The following is a 17518-nucleotide window of genomic DNA, read 5'->3' as shown; positions in this document are numbered from 1 at the left end:
TGGGCGCAGGTCGTGAGCCGTACGCCGGAAGCCGTGCATGATCACGCGCGGGGGCGGGGCGGGGTCAGCTCGTGGCTGACTGCTCGGCGAGGGCGGTTGTGACGGTCGAGGACTTGCCGTTGCGGGTGTAGGTGATGGTCACCTTGTCGCCGGGCCGGGAGCTCCGGATCGCGCCGACGAGCGTCTCCGCGTCGTCCACCACCGTGTCGTTGATCTTGGTGATCAGGTCGCCGTCCTTGAACCCGATCTTGTCCGCGGGGCTCCCGGCGATGATCGAGCTGACCACGGCCCCGGCCGCGTCACCGGTCGCGTCGGCCACGCTCACACCCAGGTAGGCATGGGTCGCCTTGCCGTTCTTGATGAGCTGCTCGGCGACCTGCTTGGCCGTGTTGATCGGGATCGCGAAGCCCACACCGATGTTGCCGGAGCTGGAGCCCGAGGTGGCGATGGCGGTGTTGATGCCGATGACCTGGCCCGAGGAGTTCACCAGGGCACCGCCCGAGTTGCCCGGGTTGATCGCGGCGTCGGTCTGGATCATGCCGCCGATCGTGGTGCCGGCCTGGGCCGGCTGCTGCTGCTCCTGCCCCCAGGGGAACGGCGGAGGCTGCTGCTGCTCGCCACCCTCGGTCAGCGTGCGGTCCAGGGCGCTCACGATGCCGGACGTGACCGAGCCCTCCAGGCCCAGCGGGCTGCCGATCGCGAGGACGCTGTCGCCGACCTCCAGCTTGTCGCTGTCGCCCAGCGACGCCGGGGTCAGGCCCGAGACGCCCTGCGCCTGGATCACGGCGAGGTCGGTGGTGGGATCGGTGCCCTTCACCGTGGCCGACGCCGTCTTGCCGTCGCTGAACTTCACGGTGACGGTGCTGCCCTGGCCCGCCTCGGCCACCACGTGGTTGTTGGTGAGGATCAGGCCGTCGGCGGAAAGGATCACGCCGGACCCCTCGCCGCCGCCGGTGGGAGTAGTGATCTTGATGGAGACCACGGACGGCTGGATGGCCTTGGCGACCGCCGCGATGGTGTTCGTCGACGAGTTCGACGCGGGCTTCACCAGCGGGCTGGAGATCACCGTCTGGCCGCCGTTGCTCGCGTTGGCGACGAGAGCCCCCGTCACCCCGCCGCCGAGCGCCACGGCGGCGAGGGCGAGACCCGCCACCACCTTCTGCCTGCCGGTCAGCGTGCCGGCCGGGCGCTGGGGCGGCGGCAGGGGGCTGCCGAACACCGCGGTGTCATGCGAGCCGTACGGGCCGGGACCTCCGTGGTGTCCATAGCCCCCATAGCCGCCATAGCCGCCCTGGTTCCCGCCGTACTGGCCGTACTGCGGGGGAGTCCTGCCGAACTGGCTCCACCCCTGGCCTGGGAGCACCTCGGTGTCGGTCCCGGGAACGCGCTCTCCTGAGCTCATCGCCATCCCCCTAATTGGATCTGCCGGTAATCCGGCTCTCCGCCGGTACATCACTAGAATGGCAGGCCCGCGATAAGGTCACGCTAAGCGATCAGCCAGTCGGCCAGTACTCGTCCCGCAGCAAGCGCTTGTAAAGCTTGCCCGTCGGGTGGCGTGGCAGCTCGTCGCGGAAGTCGACCGACCTCGGGCACTTGTAGTGGGCGAGGTGCGCGCGGCAGTAGTCGATGAGCTCGGCCTCCAGGGCGGGGCCCGCGTCCTTAGCGGAGACCGGCTGGACGACGGCCTTGACCTGCTCCCCCATCTCCGGGTCCGGCACGCCGAAGACGGCCACGTCGGCGACCTTGGGGTGCGTCACCAGCACGTTCTCGGCCTCCTGGGGGTAGATGTTCACCCCACCCGAGATGATCATGTAGGAGCGTCGGTCGGTCAGGTAGAGGAAGCCCTCCTCGTCCATGTGGCCGATGTCGCCGAGCGTGGTCCAGCCACGGCCCATCGGGTCCTGGACCGACCGGGTCTTGTCCGGGTCGCCGTGGTAGACGAAGTTGGGGCCGCCGGAGAAGTACACCGTCCCGTGCTCGCCCGGCGGCAACTCGTTGCCCTCGTCGTCGCAGATGTGGACGACGCCCAGAAGGGACCGGCCGACCGTGCCCTTGTGCTTCAGCCAGTCCTCGGAGCTGACGTAGAGGAAGCCGTTGCCCTCCGTGCCCGCGTAGTACTCGTGGATGATCGGGCCCCACCAGTCGATCATCTGCTCCTTGACCGGGACCGGGCAGGGAGCCGCCGCGTGGATGGCGCACCGCAGCGACGACAGGTCGTGGCGCTCCCGCACCTCGGGCGGCAGCTTGAGCATCTTGATGAACATCGTCGGCACCCACTGCGAGTGCGTGACGCCGTACCGCTCGATCAGCGCCAGCGCCTCCTCGGCGTCGAACCTCTCCATCACGACGATGGTGGCGCCCAGCCGCTGGAAGGCCAGGCAGTACCTCAGGGGCGCCGCGTGGTAGAGCGGGGCGGGCGACAGGTACACGCTGTCCGCCGACGGGGCGAACAGGAACTGGACCAGCTGCAGCATCGGCCGGGCGGCGTCCAGCGGCGCCTTGCTCAGGGCGGGCTTGACGCCCTTCGGCCGCCCGGTGGTGCCCGAGGAGTACAGCATGTCCGCGCCCTGGCACTCGTCCTCGACGGGAGTCGCCGGCTGTACGGCTGTCGCCTCCTCGTAGGAGGCGAATCCGGGGGCCACGCCGTCGAGCATGAGCCGCACCTCGACGCCCGGCGTGCCGCCGGTGACGGAGGTCGCGACGTCCGCCAGGGCCGCCGACGAGATGAAGACCCGCGCCCCGCAGTTGTTGAGGATGTAGGCGAGCTCCTCACTCTGGAGGCGGGAGCTGATCGCGGTGTAGTAGAGGCCGGACCGGTGGGCGGCCCAGGCGACGGCCAGGAACAGCGGGTGGTTCTCCAGCATGAACGCGACGTGGTCGCCGGGCCGCAGGCCCGCGGCGCGCAGGAGGTGCGCCAGCCGGTTGGACTCCTCGTCGAGCTGACGGTAGGTGATCACGCGGCCGGTGGCCGCCATGATCACCGCCGGCTTGTCCGGCGTCACCGCCGCGATGGCTCCGGGATGCATGACCGAACGTTAGTCGGTTTTCGGGTAGGGGTCACGCAACGGCCCCGCCCTCTGGGCGAAGTCCTCCTTGATCTCCCGCATCTTCGGCCCGGCGGCGTAGAACCGGCCCTTCGTCTCGCCGTACGGCTGGAGCCAGGCTTTGGCGGCCAGCTCCCGCAGGTCGCGGGCGGCCTGGCCCTGGCTCAGCCCCTCGTCGGCCTGGTACATGCTCCGCCGCAGCCTGCTGGAGACGAACACCTGATAGAGCGCCGAGACCGTGCGCGAGTGCAGGCCCTCGGCGTCGGACCGCTCTTCGAGCAGCACCCAGACCTCGCCCGCCTCTGCGAGCCTCCGCTGGACCCGCTGCGCCTGCATGTGGTGGCAGCGCAGCACGAACCGCACCCACGAGAGCGTGTCACCGTGCGGGCTCCACTGGCCGCCCTGCACCGCCCGTAGTGCGCCGTAGTACTCGAACGTGTTCTCGCCGATGCCGAGCCACTCCTCGATCGAGGAGAACTCGGGTGTCGTGATCTGGTCGCGGCCCAGCACAAGGGTCTGCAGGGCCCGCGACATGCGGCCGTTGCCGTCGCGCCACGGATGGATCGCCACCAGGTTGAAGTGCGCCATCGCGCCGCGCACGTAGCTGGGGGCGGCGAGATCCCCGGCGTTCAGCCAGTCCACCAGTTCGTCGAGGAGGTCCGGCACCGCCTCGTGGTCCGGCCCCTCGTAGACGACCTCGCCGGTGGCGGAGTTCCGGACGTAGATGCCCCCCGGCCGCGCCGTCCCGGGCGTCTTGTCGCGGTGATGGCCGATCATCATGAAATTGAGCGCGTGGAGCAGGCCCATGTCGTAGCGGAACACCTGGGCCTTGGACAGCAGGTTGATGTAGGTCAGGGCCTGCTGGTATCCGGCGATCTCCCGGGCGACCGACGCCGAGGCGTCCAGCGGCTCCTCACCGGACATGATCGACTCGATGTCCTCGACGCTGGCCTTGTAGCCCTCGATGGAGTTCGAGCCCTGGATCGCCCTGGCCTGCAACTGGCGCCTTAGCAGGCCGTCCCACCGATGGGCCTCGGCGAGCCGGTATTTCAGGTCGCGCCGCATGTCCTCGATCTCGGCGAGGACCTTCTCGTCGACCGGGTCGAGCGCGGGAGTGCCGTACAGCATGAGCCCATAACAGCATGGGCGAATCATCCGGTCAAGCGACCGGATGATTCGCCCATATAGGTCCGACCAGGTCAGGCGGCGGCCGGCTGGGCCACCGTCGCGGGGGTGAGGGCCAGGCCGAGGACCTCCCGGACGTCGCTCACCGCGTGGACGGTGAGGTCTGCGAGCACGTCCGCCGGGACGTCGTCCAGGTCGGGCTCGTTGCGGGCCGGGATGAGGACCGTCGTGATCCCCGCCCGGTGGGCGGCGAGCAGCTTCTGCTTCACCCCGCCGATCGGGAGGACCCGGCCGGTGAGGGAGACCTCGCCGGTCATCGCCACGTCACCGCGGACCGGACGGCCCGACAGCAGCGAGGCCAGAGCGGTCGTCATCGTGACGCCCGCGGACGGGCCGTCCTTCGGCACCGCGCCCGCCGGGACGTGGATGTGCACGGACCTGTCCTTGAGCGACCCGACCGGCAGCTCCAGCTCCACTCCGCGCGAGCGCAGGAAGGACAGCGCGATCTGCGCCGACTCCTTCATCACGTCGCCGAGCTGGCCGGTGAGGGTCACCCCGGTCGAGCCCGTCTCCGGGTCGGCCAGGGACGCCTCGACGTAGAGCACGTCACCGCCCGCGCCGGTCACCGCGAGGCCCGTCGCCACGCCCGGCACCGCCGTACGCTGCGTGGCCTCGGGGAGGGACGACTCGGGCACGTGCCGTGGCCGGCCCAGGTAGGCCACCAGGTCGCCGGCCGAGACCGCGACCGGCAGCTCCGCCTGGCCGAGCGCCACGTTGGCCGTGACCTTGCGGAGGACCCGCGCGATCGACCGCTCCAGCGACCGGACGCCCGCCTCGCGGGTGTACTCCCCCGCGAGCCTGCGCAGCGCGCCCTCGTCGATGGCCACGTCGTCGGCCGTCAGGCCGGCCTTCTCCAGCTGGCGCGGGAGCAGGTGGTCACGGCCGATCGCGACCTTCTCGTCCTCGGTGTAGCCGTCGAGCGTCACGATCTCCATGCGGTCCAGCAGGGGGCCGGGGATCTGCTCCAGGACGTTGGCCGTCGCGAGGAAGAGCACGTCGCTGAGGTCGAGCTCCACTTCCAGGTAGTGGTCGCGGAACGTGTGGTTCTGTGCCGGGTCCAGCACCTCCAGCAGCGCGGCCGTCGGGTCGCCCCGGTAGTCGGCGCCGACCTTGTCGATCTCGTCGAGCAGCACGACCGGGTTCATCGAGCCGGCCTCGCGGATGGCCCGGACGATCCGGCCGGGCAGCGCGCCGACGTAGGTGCGCCGGTGACCGCGGATCTCCGCCTCGTCCCGGACGCCGCCGAGGGCGACGCGGACGAACTTGCGGCCCATGGCCCGCGCGACCGACTCGCCTAGCGAGGTCTTGCCGACTCCGGGCGGGCCCGCCAGCGCCAGGACGGCGCCGCTGCGACGCCCACCGACCACGCCGAGGCCCTGGTCGGCCCGGCGCTTGCGAACCGCGAGGTACTCGACGATGCGGTCCTTCACGTCGTCCAGTCCGGTGTGGTCGGCGTCGAGCACCGCGCGGGCGCCGGCGATGTCGTACTCGTCGGTCGTGTGGGTGCTCCACGGGATGTCGAGGACGGTGTCCAGCCAGGTGCGGATCCAGCCGGTCTCGGGAGACTGGTCGGAGGTGCGCTCCAGCTTGTCGACCTCCTTGAGCGCGGCCTCCCTGACCTTCTCGGGGAGCTCGGCCGCCTCGATCCGGGACCGGTAGTCCTCCTCCTCGTCGGACGGGTCGCCGTTGAGCTCGGCCAGCTCCTTGCGGACGGCGGCGAGCTGCTGGCGCAGCAGGAACTCGCGCTGCTGCTTCTCCATACCCTCCTGGACGTCCTTGCGGATGGTCTCCGCGACGTCGAGCTCGGCGAGGTGCTCACGGGCCCAGGTGACGAGCTTGTCGAGCCGCTCGGCCGGGTCGGGGCTCTCCAGCAGGAGTTGCTTCTGCGGCGTGGACAGCCACGGCGCGTAGCCCCCGCTGTCGGCCAGGACGGACGGGTCCGTGATCTGGTTCACCGCGTCCACGACCTGCCACGCGCCCCGCTTCTGCAGGATCGTGGTGGCCAGCGACTTGTACTCCTTGGCGAGCTCCTCTGCCCGGTGGCCGGACGCGACCGGCTCCAGGACCGTGGCCTCCACCCAGAGCGCCGCGCCGGGGCCGGTCGTGCCGGTGCCCACGCGCATGCGGTCCACGCCGCGGACCACGGCGGCCGGCTCGCCTCCAGGCAGCCGCCCGACCTGCTCGACGACCGCGGAGACGCCGATGGCGCCGTACCGGCCGTCCACGCGCGGCACCAGGAGGACCCTGCTCTCGCCGCTGGCCCGTGCCGCGTCGATCGCCGCCCGGACCTCGGAGTCCGACAGGTCGAGGGGGACGACCATGCCGGGCAGGACGACCTCGTCGTCCAGAGGAAGGACGGGAAGGATCTTTGCCATGCCTACTCCCAAGGTTGAGTTATGCCGACTCAACTAACAGGAGCCTCGCCGTGTTCCCTGTTTTGCGCCAGTTCGCTGTGAGCGATCGTAATTGTGTAATCGCAGCTCTTGCGCCCGCAATGTCGGTACTGGTCGGACGTGGGGCTGCGTGGCCGCGTGTGCCAGCCAGACACCATGATGTCCCCTATGGAATCAGGCCAGATCCGACTCAGCTCCCCCACAGGGAGATGGATCCTTCTCACGACCGTCCTCGGATCCGGCATGGCGATGCTCGACGGCACCGTGGTCAACGTCGCGCTCCCCACCCTCGCCCGCGACCTCGACGCGGGGATCTCGGGACTCCAGTGGACGATCAACGCGTACACCCTCACGCTCGCGGGGCTGATCCTGCTCGGCGGCTCACTCGGCGACCGGTACGGCAGGCGGAAGGTCTTCCTGATCGGCGTGGTGTGGTTCGCGGTCGCGTCGGCCTTGTGCGGCCTCGCCCCGAACATGCCCGTGCTCATCCTGGCTCGCGCCCTCCAGGGCATCGGCGGCGCGCTGCTGACCCCGGGATCACTCGCGATCATCCAGGGCAGCTTCGCGCACGGGGACCGGCCTCGCGCGGTCGGAGCGTGGTCGGGGCTCGGGGGCGTCGCCTCCGCCCTGGGCCCCCTGCTCGGCGGGTGGCTGGTGGAGACGGCCGGCTGGCGCTGGGTGTTCCTGCTCAACCTGCCGCTCGCGGCGGTCGTGCTGGCGGTCGCCGTACGGCACGTGCCGGAGACCAGGGACGTCGACGCGCAGGGACGGTTCGACGTGCTGGGCTCGGTGCTGGCCGCGCTCGCGCTCGCGGGCCTCACCTACGGCCTGATCCTCGGTGGGCGCGGCTACCTCCCGCTCGCCGTGGGCGTGGCGCTCGGCGCGTGGTTCGTGATCCTCGAAAAGCGGCGCTCGCCCGACGCGCTCGTCCCCGTGCGCATCTTCGCGTCGCGCGTGTTCACCGCCGTCAACGTCGTGACGCTGATCATGTATGCGGCGATGGGCGTCGTCTTCTTCCTGCTCGTCGTGCAGCTCCAGGTCTCGGCCGGGTTCTCCCCGATCGCGGCGGGGTCGGCGATGCTCCCGGTGACGATCCTGATGCTGCTGCTGTCGGCCCGCTCGGGTGAGCTGGCCAAGCGGATCGGGCCGCGCGTCCCGATGGCGGCCGGCATCCTCACGTGCGCCGCCGGGCTCCTGCTGATGAGCCGGATCGGGCCCGGGTCGTCCTACCTCGTGGACGTGCTGCCCGCGGTGATCGTCTTCGGAGTCGGCCTCTCCGCCGCGGTGGCTCCGCTGACGGCGACCGTGCTCGCCACGGCCGAGGAGCGGTACGCGGGGGTGGCCAGCGGCGTCAACAACGCCCTCGCCCGCACCGGCAGCCTGCTCGCGGTCGCCGCGGTGCCGCCCCTCGTGGGCCTGATGGGCGACGCCTACAACTCACCGGCCGCGTTCACCCACGGCTACCACACCGCGATGCTGATCAGCGCCGCCATGCTGGCCCTCGCCGCGCTGGTGGCCTTCCTCACCATCAGGACCAACGTGCTGGCCGAGGCCCCCGAGCCGGAGCGCCACGTCCACTGCTCGCTGGACGCCCCGCCGCTGGAGCGCGACCGAACGGCCTGAGTTCAGCCAGCCGACGTGGGCGGTTCATGTGCCGGTGGGGCGCGTGTCCTGATCCCTGGAAACGATCCGGCACATGAGCGTTTCCCGCACGTGGACCCGCACGTCGACCCGCACGTCGACCCGCACGTCGACCCGCACGTCGACCCGCACGTGGATCAGGACCGGCGCCCTGCTCGCGGCCGCCCTCACCGCTCCAGCGCTCCCTGTCGGTTCTCCGGCCGCCGCCGCAGGGAGCTGCTCGGGCGTCCTCACGCCCGGCTTCCTGGCGGTGGCCGCGCCGTACGCGGCCGTGCACGGGCAGCCGCGCGCGGGGACGGTCACCCTGTTCAGCTCGGACAAGACGATGAGCGGCCTGAAGAAGACGAGAACCCTCACCCAGGGGGCCGGCGGCATCGGGGACACCCCCGAGCGGAACGACTCGTTCGGGTCGGCGCTCGCCAAGGGCGACTTCGACGGCGACGGCTGCGCCGACCTGGCCGTCGGCGCGTCGGAGGAGTTCTTCGGCGCGCCCGTCCCCGGAGCCGACGGGCACGGCGTCGTCCACCTGCTGTTCGGCTCGCCGGACGGCCTCACCCGGGCCAAGACCATCGACGTCACCCACCTCGGGCGCCGGCACGGCACCGACCGGTTCGGGGCGGCCCTCGCCGCCGGAGACCTCGACGGGGACGGCGACGACGAGCTCATCGTGGGAGCTCCCGGCATGGACGGGGGCGGCGGCATCGGCGTCTTCGGCATGAAAGGCCGCTCGCCGTACGGCACCGGCACGCTGATCACCCAGACGACCGGCTGGGTGGGGCAGGAGCCGGGCGCGACCGACCAGTTCGGGGTGGCCCTCGCGGCCGGCGACTTCGACGGCGACGGCAAGGACGAGATCGCGGTCGGCGCGCCCGGCGACGGCGGCCTGCGGTACGGCTCGGGCATCGTGACGATCATCGACCCGCGCGCCCGGCGGGCGGGCGTCTACACCCAGGAGAGCCCGGACGTGAAGGGCTACGGCGAGAAGTGGGACGCCTTCGGCGCCGCCCTGGCGTCGGGCGACTTCAACGCCGACGGGCGCGACGACCTCGCGATCGGCGTGCCCGGCGAGGACCTCTCGATGCTCCAGCGCGGCATGGACTACGGCGACGGCGCGGTCAACGTGCTGTACGGCTCGGCCCGGGGGCTGACCGCCCTCGGCAGCGAGGTCTGGTCGCAGACCGTGCTCAAGGGCACGCCGCGCTACTTCGACCGGTTCGGCACGTCGCTGGCCGCCGGTGACCTCAACGGCGACGGGGACGACGAGCTGGTGGTCGGAGTGCCGGGAGAAGGCGCGGTTCAGGTCATCGCGGGCACCCGGAGCGGCGGCCTGACCCGCAACCACAACGTGCTGCTCACCGGGCCGGCGAACGGCGGCTTCGGCTCCTCGGTCATGGTCCAGGGTGGCAAGCTTCTGGTGGCCGCGCCGGGCACGGGCCGGCTGACGCTCATCGGGACGAAGGCGAAGAAGGGCTCCTATCCCGGAGTGGTCCCGCGCACCGCCCGTGTCGTCGACACGGGCGGCGAGGACGACCTCTTCGGCTACGCGTTGAGCTGAGCAGCGTTGAGCCGAGCTAGGCGTTGAGCTGGGCGTGGCCGGAGGGGATGGTGAAGCGGGCCGAGGTCTTGGCCGGCGCGCCCCGCCTGCTGATGTAGTCGAGCGTGCGGAACTCGGCCCGCATCTCCTCCTGCGACACCCGGCAGACGATGTAGCCCCGGCGCTGGTCGATGTAGGAGATGTGCGGGTTCTCCCGGAGGATCTCGGCGATCCGCGCCTCGTCCCGGTAGCCGTCGCCGTCGCTGGAGATCGACGACGTCACCAGCTCGACCGCCACGCGGGGCGAGTCCGGGTCGCCGAAGTCGGGCCGGAGGTCGGCGGCGTGGTGCATGTGCGCGTCCCCCGTCAGGACGACGGGGTTGGCCGCCCCCGACGCCTTGATGCCTTCGAGCAGCCGCGCCCGGTCCGCCGGGTAACCGTCCCAGCTGTCCATGTTGAGCTCCGTGCCCGGCCCCGGCCGGAAGTCGCGCTGGGCCATCAGGACCTGCTGGCCGATCAGGTTCCACCTGGCCCCCGAGCCGGCGAGCCCGTCGAGCAGCCAGCGGCGCTGGTCCGCGCCGAGGATCGTGCGGCCGGCCGCCAGGCGTTCGTCGCACCCGGCCCGGTCGCCGTCGTCACATGCCTGGTCGTCGCGGAACTGCCGGGTGTCGAGCAGGTGGAAGTTCGCCAGGGTGCCCCACGAGACTCTCCGGTTGATCCGGATCGACGCACCCCTCGGCACGCTCGCCCGGCGCAGCGGCATGTTCTCGTAGTACGCCTGGAAGGCGTGGGCGATCCGCTCGCGGAACCCGGGCGCGTCGGTGCTGGAGACCGGCCCGGCCCAGTTGTTCTCGATCTCGTGGTCGTCGAAGGCGACCAGCCACGGCGCGGCCCGGTGAGCCGCCTGGAGGTCGGGATCGGTCTTGTACTGCCCGTGCCGGATCCGGTAGTCAGCCAGCGACTGGCACTTGTTCCCGGCGTGTTCGCGTACGGCCCCGCCCAGCGCCGTGTAGCCCTGCGGCTGGTACTCGTAGATGTAGTCGCCCAGATGCACGACCAGGTCCGGGTCCTGCTCGGCGATCCGCCGGTAGGCCGTGTAGTAGCCGTGCTCCCAGTGCGCGCAGGCCGCCACCACGAAGGTCAGCGGCGACAGCCCCGCGGGCGCGGTCCGTGTGCGCCCCGCGGGCGACAGGTGGCCGCCGGCGCGGAAACGGTAGAAGTACTCCCGGCCGGGCTGGAGCCCGCCCACCTCGACGTGGACGCTGTGCGCCTCCGCCACCCGGGCCGTCGCCGTACCGGACCTGACGACGTCGGAGAAACCCTCGTCGGAGGCGAGCTGCCAGCCCACCTCGACGGAGTTGGCGGGCATGCCGCCGAGGCCGTCGGGGGCAGTGGGGTCGAGGGCCAGCCGGGTCCAGAGCACAACACCGTCGGAGGTCGGCTCCCCGGAGGCGATTCCGAGGGCGAACGGATCCTGCCGCAGGGCGCGGCGGGGCAGGGCGGAGCCGGAGAGCAGCAGGCCACCGGCTCCGGCGGCGACAGCGGACAGGAACACTCGTCGCGAGGCATTCGTCTGCACGACACCAGTGCAACCCGCGCGGTCGACGCGCAGCCTCTACGGCCGTGACCCGCACAGAAACCAGGGGTGAACAGTGCTGCTGAACAGTGCTGCCCGGTTACCCGGCTACCCCCCAAGGGCGAGCTTGAGATCGTCCCGCAGTGTCGCGGCGTCGCGGAAGTGGATTCCGGCCATGCCGGCCGCCTCGGCGCCCGCGATGTTCTCCAGGCGGTCGTCGACGAAGACGATGTCCCCGGGCGGCACGCCGAGTCCCTCCGCGACCCGGCGGTAGATCTCGAGGTCCGGCTTCACCAGACCCATCCGGCCGCTGTAGAAGCGCGGCCTGATGGGAGCCAGGAACGGCAGCTCGTCGAGCCCGTCCGCGATGCAGACGGGCGCGTTCGACAGCAGTGCCAGCGGCACGCCGTCGGCGGCCAGCTCGTCGATGATCGCGACGGTCTCCTCGTTGGGCCGCGACCAGCTCGCGACGTCCATCGCGATCATCCGGTCGAGCTCCGCGCCGCCGAGCGGCCTCCCGTACACGCGGGACCAGTACTCCCCCGGGTCCAGGGTTGCCCGGTCGAAGTCGAGGCGCAGGTCCCAGTATCTCTCCTCGAAGCCGGGGACGCCTTGCGCCATCCGCGCCACGTCGGCCGCGTCCTGCGCGAGGGAGATGACATTGCCGTAGTCAAAGAGAACATGCTTCATGATTGAACGATCGTAGCCTGTGTGCGATTCAGGCGACATATGGCCTGAGGTAGTCGTTGGCCGTGCCGCAGCCCAGGTAGTTCCGGACCGTGTGGAAGTCGAGCCAGTCGATGTTGCAGGCGACGTCACGTTCGACGCCGTCGAAGCGGTCGCGCAGGGCGGGCGGGATGGCCGCGATGTCGTCCTTGTCGGCGATGTTGATCCAGCGGGCGACGCCCGGTGGCCGGGCGCCCCGCCCGTGCGCCGGGATGGGGCTGAGCCGCTCGAACACGACGTTCTTCATGCCGAGCGGGCTGCCGAGGGTGATGAGCAACTCGGCGGACAGGTCCGGATGCGCCCAGAACGCCTCGTACGTCACCACGCTGCCCAGCGAATGGGCGACCACCACGCGTGGCCGGCGCCTGCGGATCACGTCCGCCACCGCGTCGCGCGCCCGGATCCTCGGGTCGCCTCCGCCGAGGTAGGTCGCGACCTCGGGGCAGAAGTCCTGGGCGAACTTCACGGCGCCCGGGCCGAGCCTGCCCAGCAGCCACTCCGCGAGCCGGTGCGCGACGCCGGTCAGCGACTCCCCCGCGGCACTCCGGACGTGCCCGTCGAGCTGGGCCGCCCAGTCGGCGAACACGAGCTTCGCCGGAGGGTCCATCTGCCGGGGTGGCTTCGTCGGCCCCTTGTGCAGGTGGTGGGCGTAATAGGCGATCTCGGAGAAGTACCGCTGGCCCGCGTAGGAGGCTCCGCCGCTGAGACCCTTGTGCAGGTAGCCGTTCCACTTGGCCAGCATGGCCTCCGCGGCCCCGCCCGGGGACCCGCCCGCCTCCTCGTAATAGTGATACTTGCCGATGCCGTGGACCCCGACGATCGTGGTCATGGTCGAGCCGCCGCCTCCGCTCCGTGTGACCCCCGCTGCCGTCCCCGGAGATCTCCCGGAGACACTGTGCAGGAGCGGGTGGGTCGTTACAAGGAGAAGCCTGATTTGCGGGGATAAACCAGTTGATGGGCCCTCATGCCCGATCGCTACGCTGTGACTCCCCCCGTTGACCTCTGAGAGAGGAACCCATGCCAGGCCCGTTGCACGTCCGTGGCTCGGTCGTCATCCCGGAGGCGGAGCTCGGCTGGCGTTTCTCCCGCTCGTCGGGGCCCGGCGGGCAGGGCGTGAACACCACCGACAGCCGGGTCGAGCTCAGCTTCAACGTCGAGACCACGACCGCGCTCGGGCCGGTCCTGAAGTCGCGGGCGCTCGAACGGCTCGGCCCCCGGCTCATCGACGGCGTGATCACCATCGCCGCCTCCGAGCACCGCTCCCAGCTCCGCAACCGCGAGGCGGCGGAGGAGCGGCTGGCCGGCCTGATCCGCGAGGCCATCGCTCCCCCGCCGAAGAAGCGCCGCCCCACCAAGCCGTCGCGCGGGGCGGTCGAGAGGCGGCTGGCGGCCAAGAAGCGCCGCTCCGACGTCAAGCGCCTGCGCCGGCCGGAAGACTAGATCCTCCGGTCCTCCATCTCCCAGATGTGGTCGATGACGTGCCAGGTGATGCGGCGGGCCGCGTAGCGGGCGGGCCAGCCTCGATCGGGCGGCCCGCCGTCCGACGGCCGCCCGAGGACCTCGGCGATCTCCTCTCGCATGGCGGCGAGGGCCGCTTCGTCCTTCGGCGGCTTGTGCCGTACGCCGATCTGCCGGGCGTAAGAACGCTCGGCCTCGACGACGTGGTTCACCATCTTGTCGCGGTCCCGGCCACCGCCCCGGGGGCCCTTCCGCAGTTCCTCGGGCGATCCGGCGGCCACCTCGGCGAAGACGGCCCAGGAGGCGCGGAGCAGTGCGACGGCCCTGGCCGCCTCGTCCGCCGCCTCTGGCTCCAGGTCGAGGTCCGGGATCGCGCCGGGCGCGCCGAAGTCGGTGGTCGCGTCGCCCTTGGTCCGCTCGACCACCACCGGGTCACCCGGCTCGAACTCCAGCCCCGCACGCTCGGCGATCACGCGATACCGCGGGACGTAGTTCATCAACGTGTCCAGCGCCGCTTCCTCGGACTTGCCGCTCCGGCACCAACCGGGCCAGTCGAAGGAGCAGGCGAAGACCTTCTTGGCGCCGAGTTCGAGATACACGCGATTCATGTGGCCCAGCATCACACCTGAACCTGCCAGGACGTGACAGGTTTCAGACGAGTTCGATGAGGTCCGCCACCGAGGTGACCACCTGCGACGGCCGGAACGGATAGCGGTCGATCTGGTCCTTCTGCGTCACGCCGGTGAGCACCAGGATCGTGTGCAGGCCCGCCTCGATCCCGCAGACGACGTCGGTGTCCATGCGGTCGCCGATCATGGCGGTGCTCTCGCTGTGCGCGTCGATCTGGTTGAGCGCGCTGCGCATCATCATCGGGTTCGGCTTGCCCACGAAGTACGGCTCGACGCCGGTCGCCTTGGTGATCATCGCGGCGACGGCGCCGGTGGCCGGCAGAGAGCCCTCGTTCGAGGGTCCGATGGGGTCGGGGTTGGTCGCGATGAACCGTGCGCCGTTGTCGATCAGCCGGATCGCCCGGGTGATCGAGGTGAAGCTGTACGTCCGGGTCTCCCCCAGCACGACGTAGTCCGGGTCGAGGTCGGTCAGCACGTACCCGCACTCGTGCAGGGCGGTCGTCAGCCCCGCCTCACCGATGACGTAGGCGGAGCCATCGGGCCGCTGGTCGGCCAGGAACTTGGCGGTGGCCAGCGCGGACGTCCAGATCGCCTCCGGCGGCACCTCCAGCCCCGCCGCGCGGAGCCGTACGGAAAGGTCCCTGGGGGTGTAGATCGAGTTGTTCGTCAGCACGAGGAACCGCTTGCCGGAATCGCGCAGCCGCCTGATGAACTCGTCGGCGCCCGGCACCGGCTGCCCCTCGTGGACCAGCACACCGTCCATGTCGGACAGCCAGGACTCGATGGGCTTTCGCTCGCTCATGTATCCAGGATGGCAGGTGCGCCCCGGTATCAGAAATAATCGGACGCTACCTCCGGTTGCCGCCAGTATGAGCAAGGACAACATTCGCGGCGTCCCGCACGGGTCCGCCGAGGTGCCGCTGTCGATCCTGGAGCTCGCGACAGTCGGGGAGGGCGGCTCACCGGCCGGATCCCTCCGGGACGCGACCGAGCTGGCCAGGCGCGCCGAGGAGTGGGGCTACCACCGCATCTGGGTCGCCGAGCACCACGGCATGCCGGGCGTGGCCAGCTCGTCGCCCGCCGTGATCATCGCCCATCTCGCGGCCGCCACCAGCAGCATCCGCCTCGGCTCCGGCGGCGTCATGCTGCCCAACCACGCCCCGCTGGTGATCGCCGAGCAGTTCGGCACGCTGCACGCGCTGCACCCCGGGCGCATCGACCTCGGCCTGGGCCGCGCCCCCGGCACCGACATGGCGACCGCGAACGCCCTACGCCGCTCGGCCCAGGTGGAACCCGACGAGTTTCCGCAGCAGGTGGCGGAGCTGACCGCGTTCCTCGACAACGCGTTCCCGCCGGGCCATCCCTACGCGAAGATCCTCGCCGTCCCCGGCGGCTCCAGCCGCCCGCCGATCTGGCTGCTCGGCTCCAGCGGCTTCAGCGCGCAGCTGGCCGGGCTGCTCGGGTTGCCGTTCGCCTTCGCTCACCACTTCAGCGCCGCCAACACCGAGCCCGCGCTCGACCTCTACCGCTCGGTCTTCCGTCCCTCCGAGGTGCTCGCCGCGCCGTACGCGATGATCGGGGTGGCCGCCATCGCGGCCGACACCGAGGAGGAGGCGCTGCGGCAGGCCATGCCGGGCGCGCTCTCATGGCTGCGCATGCGCTTCGGCCGGCCGGGCCCGGTCCCCACGCCGGAGGAGGCCCAGGCGTACCCCTACACGCCCGCCGAGGCCGAGTTCGTCCGCGACCGCCTGTCCACCGTGGTGTACGGCGACGCGGACGGCGTCCGGGCCGGCCTGGAGGCACTGCGCGAGCGCACCGGCGCCGACGAGCTGATGATCACCACCATGGTCCACGGCGGGGCGGCCCGCCTGCGCTCCTACGAGCTCATCGCCAAGGCGTACGGCATGCCTGCGTGACCCGTCCCGAGACGGTCTCAGAGACCGGTGACGGGGTCCCGGTCCTGCGGGTCGGTGCCACGGGCGTGTGACGGATGCGGTGTGACGGGTTGGCGTCACGGGTGTGTGGCGGGATCCGGTCTTTTGGGGCGGCGCCACGTGGTGTGGCGGATCCGGTATGGCCGGGCCCCGCGTGACGGACCCCGCGTCACGAGGCCGGCGTCACGAGGCCGGTGTCACGAGGCCGGGGCGAGCCGCTCCAGGGCCTCCTCGGCGCGGCGCATGGAGTCCCGGGGGTCGGCAGCGGGATCGCCGATCTCCGGGTTGAAGTTGAAGTCGTGGAACACCTCCGTGACGCCCTTAGCGGCCAGGGCCTCGACGTCCTCCTGGATCTTCTCGTAAGGCCCCGACAGCGGCCCCCCGGCGGCGGTTCCTGGCCTAGTGACCCCGCGGACCACGAAGCGGAGACCGCTCGGGTCTCGTCCGGCCTCCCTGGCCGCCTCCTTTACGATGTAGATCTGCTCGTCGATCTTCGAGAGGTCGGCCCGGCTGGAGCTGATCCATCCGTCGGAGATCCGGCCCGCCCGCCGCAGCGCGACGGTCGCCGCCCCGCCGAGCAGGATCGGCGGCGGCGTCTCCGGCCGGGGATCCTGGTGCACCGGAGGCACCTCGTAGAACTCCCCCTTGTGCTCCACCACGTCCTCGGTCCACAACCGCCGAAGCAACTCGACGTACTCCTCGGCCCGCTTGCCCCGCCGTTCCATCGCCACGCCCGTGGCGGTGAACTCTTCGGGAATCCAGCCAAGCCCCAGGCCCGCGTCGAGCCTGCCCCCGGAGACGATCTGCAGGGTGGCGAGCTGCTTGGCGAGCAGCGCCGGGGAGAAGAAGGGCAGGTTGAGCACCGCGACACCGAGCCGGATCCGCTCGGTCACCCCGGCCAGGTAGGACAGCGTTACGACTGGGTCCTGCACGCTCCGATAGACCGGCCCCATGGGATGCCCAACCGGATAGAGCAGCCGCTGGAACGTCCAGACCCCGGAGTAGCCCAGCTCCTCGGCCCGGCGCGCGACGCGCTTCATGTTGTCCGGCGTGGCCCACGAGCCCGATGACGGTACGGCAAACCCAATCCTCATACCGGCACCTTAGTAGCCGGTCCTCACAGCCGGTCCTCACACCGGTCGTCGCAGCTGGTCTTCGTGGTCAGCCTTCGCTGTCGGTCCTCGCAGGACCCCTGCGGCTTGGTCAGAAGCGTGAGCGGTGCGGCGTCGCGTGCACGGCTGAGGGTCCTGTGCACGCTTCAGCGTCCCCAGCGCGGTTCCACAGGCCACGTGCGTGGTGGAGCAAGCCCGTGCGCGCTTCAGCAGGATCTGTGCGAGGTTCACCGTGGTCAGCGTTGCGCTGTTTTCTGCTCAGGTTCGGAATCTTCCGGCGTAGCGG

General features: G+C 71.0%; 14 protein-coding genes. 4 read left to right on the top strand and 10 right to left on the bottom strand.

The annotated features are described in order from the left end of the window. Positions 1–64 precede the first annotated feature (64 nt). The 4 genes from ABH927_RS12025 to lon form a co-directional block, all read right to left on the bottom strand. Positions 65–1402 carry a S1C family serine protease gene (locus tag ABH927_RS12025; protein ID WP_370020854.1) on the bottom strand — a complete coding sequence of 446 codons (1338 nt, stop codon included), beginning with the start codon at positions 1400–1402 and terminating at the stop codon, positions 65–67. A gap of 91 nt (positions 1403–1493) precedes the next feature. Beyond that, positions 1494–3026, bottom strand: a complete 1533-nt coding sequence (locus ABH927_RS12020; protein WP_370020852.1) for an acyl-CoA synthetase — start codon at positions 3024–3026, stop codon at positions 1494–1496. Positions 3027–3035: 9 nt separating this feature from the next. Then, positions 3036–4172 (bottom strand): Fic family protein, encoded by a 1137-nt coding sequence (locus tag ABH927_RS12015; protein ID WP_370020850.1) that lies wholly within the window; start codon positions 4170–4172, stop codon positions 3036–3038. A gap of 71 nt (positions 4173–4243) precedes the next feature. After that, positions 4244–6604, bottom strand: a complete 2361-nt coding sequence (gene lon / locus ABH927_RS12010; protein ID WP_370020849.1) for an endopeptidase La — start codon at positions 6602–6604, stop codon at positions 4244–4246. 186 nt (positions 6605–6790) lie between these two features. Between lon and ABH927_RS12005 the strand changes: the two genes are divergently transcribed. Together ABH927_RS12005 and ABH927_RS12000 are read left to right on the top strand one after the other, a co-directional pair. After that, positions 6791–8245: an MFS transporter gene (locus tag ABH927_RS12005; protein WP_370020847.1), complete on the top strand. Its 1455-nt coding sequence runs from the start codon at positions 6791–6793 to the stop codon at positions 8243–8245. Between the two features lie 73 nt (positions 8246–8318). Further along, on the top strand, positions 8319–9818 hold the full coding sequence (locus ABH927_RS12000; RefSeq protein ID WP_370020845.1) for an FG-GAP repeat protein: 1500 nt from the start codon (positions 8319–8321) through the stop codon (positions 9816–9818). Positions 9819–9834: 16 nt separating this feature from the next. On the opposite strand, the gene ABH927_RS11995 is transcribed toward ABH927_RS12000, so the two are convergent. The 3 genes from ABH927_RS11995 to ABH927_RS11985 all read right to left on the bottom strand — a co-directional run bounded on the left by ABH927_RS11995 (position 9835) and on the right by ABH927_RS11985 (position 12928). Continuing rightward, positions 9835–11376, bottom strand: coding sequence for an alkaline phosphatase (locus ABH927_RS11995; protein ID WP_370020843.1), 1542 nt, complete (start codon positions 11374–11376; stop codon positions 9835–9837). 105 nt (positions 11377–11481) lie between these two features. Beyond that, positions 11482–12063: an HAD-IA family hydrolase gene (locus tag ABH927_RS11990; protein ID WP_370020841.1), complete on the bottom strand. Its 582-nt coding sequence runs from the start codon at positions 12061–12063 to the stop codon at positions 11482–11484. A 28-nt stretch (positions 12064–12091) separates the two neighbouring features. Then, a complete protein-coding gene (locus ABH927_RS11985; protein ID WP_370020839.1) occupies positions 12092–12928 on the bottom strand; it encodes a hypothetical protein in 837 nt (278 codons plus the stop codon). A gap of 188 nt (positions 12929–13116) precedes the next feature. Here ABH927_RS11985 and arfB point away from each other — a divergent pair, with 188 nt between their 5' ends. Next, on the top strand, positions 13117–13539 hold the full coding sequence (arfB, locus tag ABH927_RS11980) for an alternative ribosome rescue aminoacyl-tRNA hydrolase ArfB (protein ID WP_370020837.1): 423 nt from the start codon (positions 13117–13119) through the stop codon (positions 13537–13539). Here arfB and ABH927_RS11975 read toward each other — a convergent pair. Further along, positions 13536–14165, bottom strand: a complete 630-nt coding sequence (locus tag ABH927_RS11975; protein ID WP_370020835.1) for a hypothetical protein — start codon at positions 14163–14165, stop codon at positions 13536–13538. The genes arfB and ABH927_RS11975 overlap by 4 nt on opposite strands. 43 nt (positions 14166–14208) lie before the next feature. Continuing rightward, positions 14209–14988, bottom strand: coding sequence for an HAD-IIA family hydrolase (locus ABH927_RS11970; RefSeq protein ID WP_370020833.1), 780 nt, complete (start codon positions 14986–14988; stop codon positions 14209–14211). A gap of 67 nt (positions 14989–15055) precedes the next feature. Between ABH927_RS11970 and ABH927_RS11965 the strand changes: the two genes are divergently transcribed. Further along, on the top strand, positions 15056–16102 hold the full coding sequence (locus tag ABH927_RS11965; RefSeq protein ID WP_370020831.1) for an LLM class flavin-dependent oxidoreductase: 1047 nt from the start codon (positions 15056–15058) through the stop codon (positions 16100–16102). 215 nt (positions 16103–16317) lie between these two features. Here ABH927_RS11965 and ABH927_RS11960 read toward each other — a convergent pair whose 3' ends face one another. Then, on the bottom strand, positions 16318–17214 hold the full coding sequence (locus ABH927_RS11960; RefSeq protein ID WP_370020830.1) for a TIGR03619 family F420-dependent LLM class oxidoreductase: 897 nt from the start codon (positions 17212–17214) through the stop codon (positions 16318–16320). Positions 17215–17518: the final 304 nt, after the last annotated feature.

This window comes from Planotetraspora sp. GP83, assembly GCF_041262585.1.
GTDB lineage: Bacteria > Actinomycetota > Actinomycetes > Streptosporangiales > Streptosporangiaceae > JAOEGB01.
The sequence above is the reverse complement of the archived record's forward strand: the minus strand, read 5'-3'. Positions and strand labels throughout refer to the sequence as shown.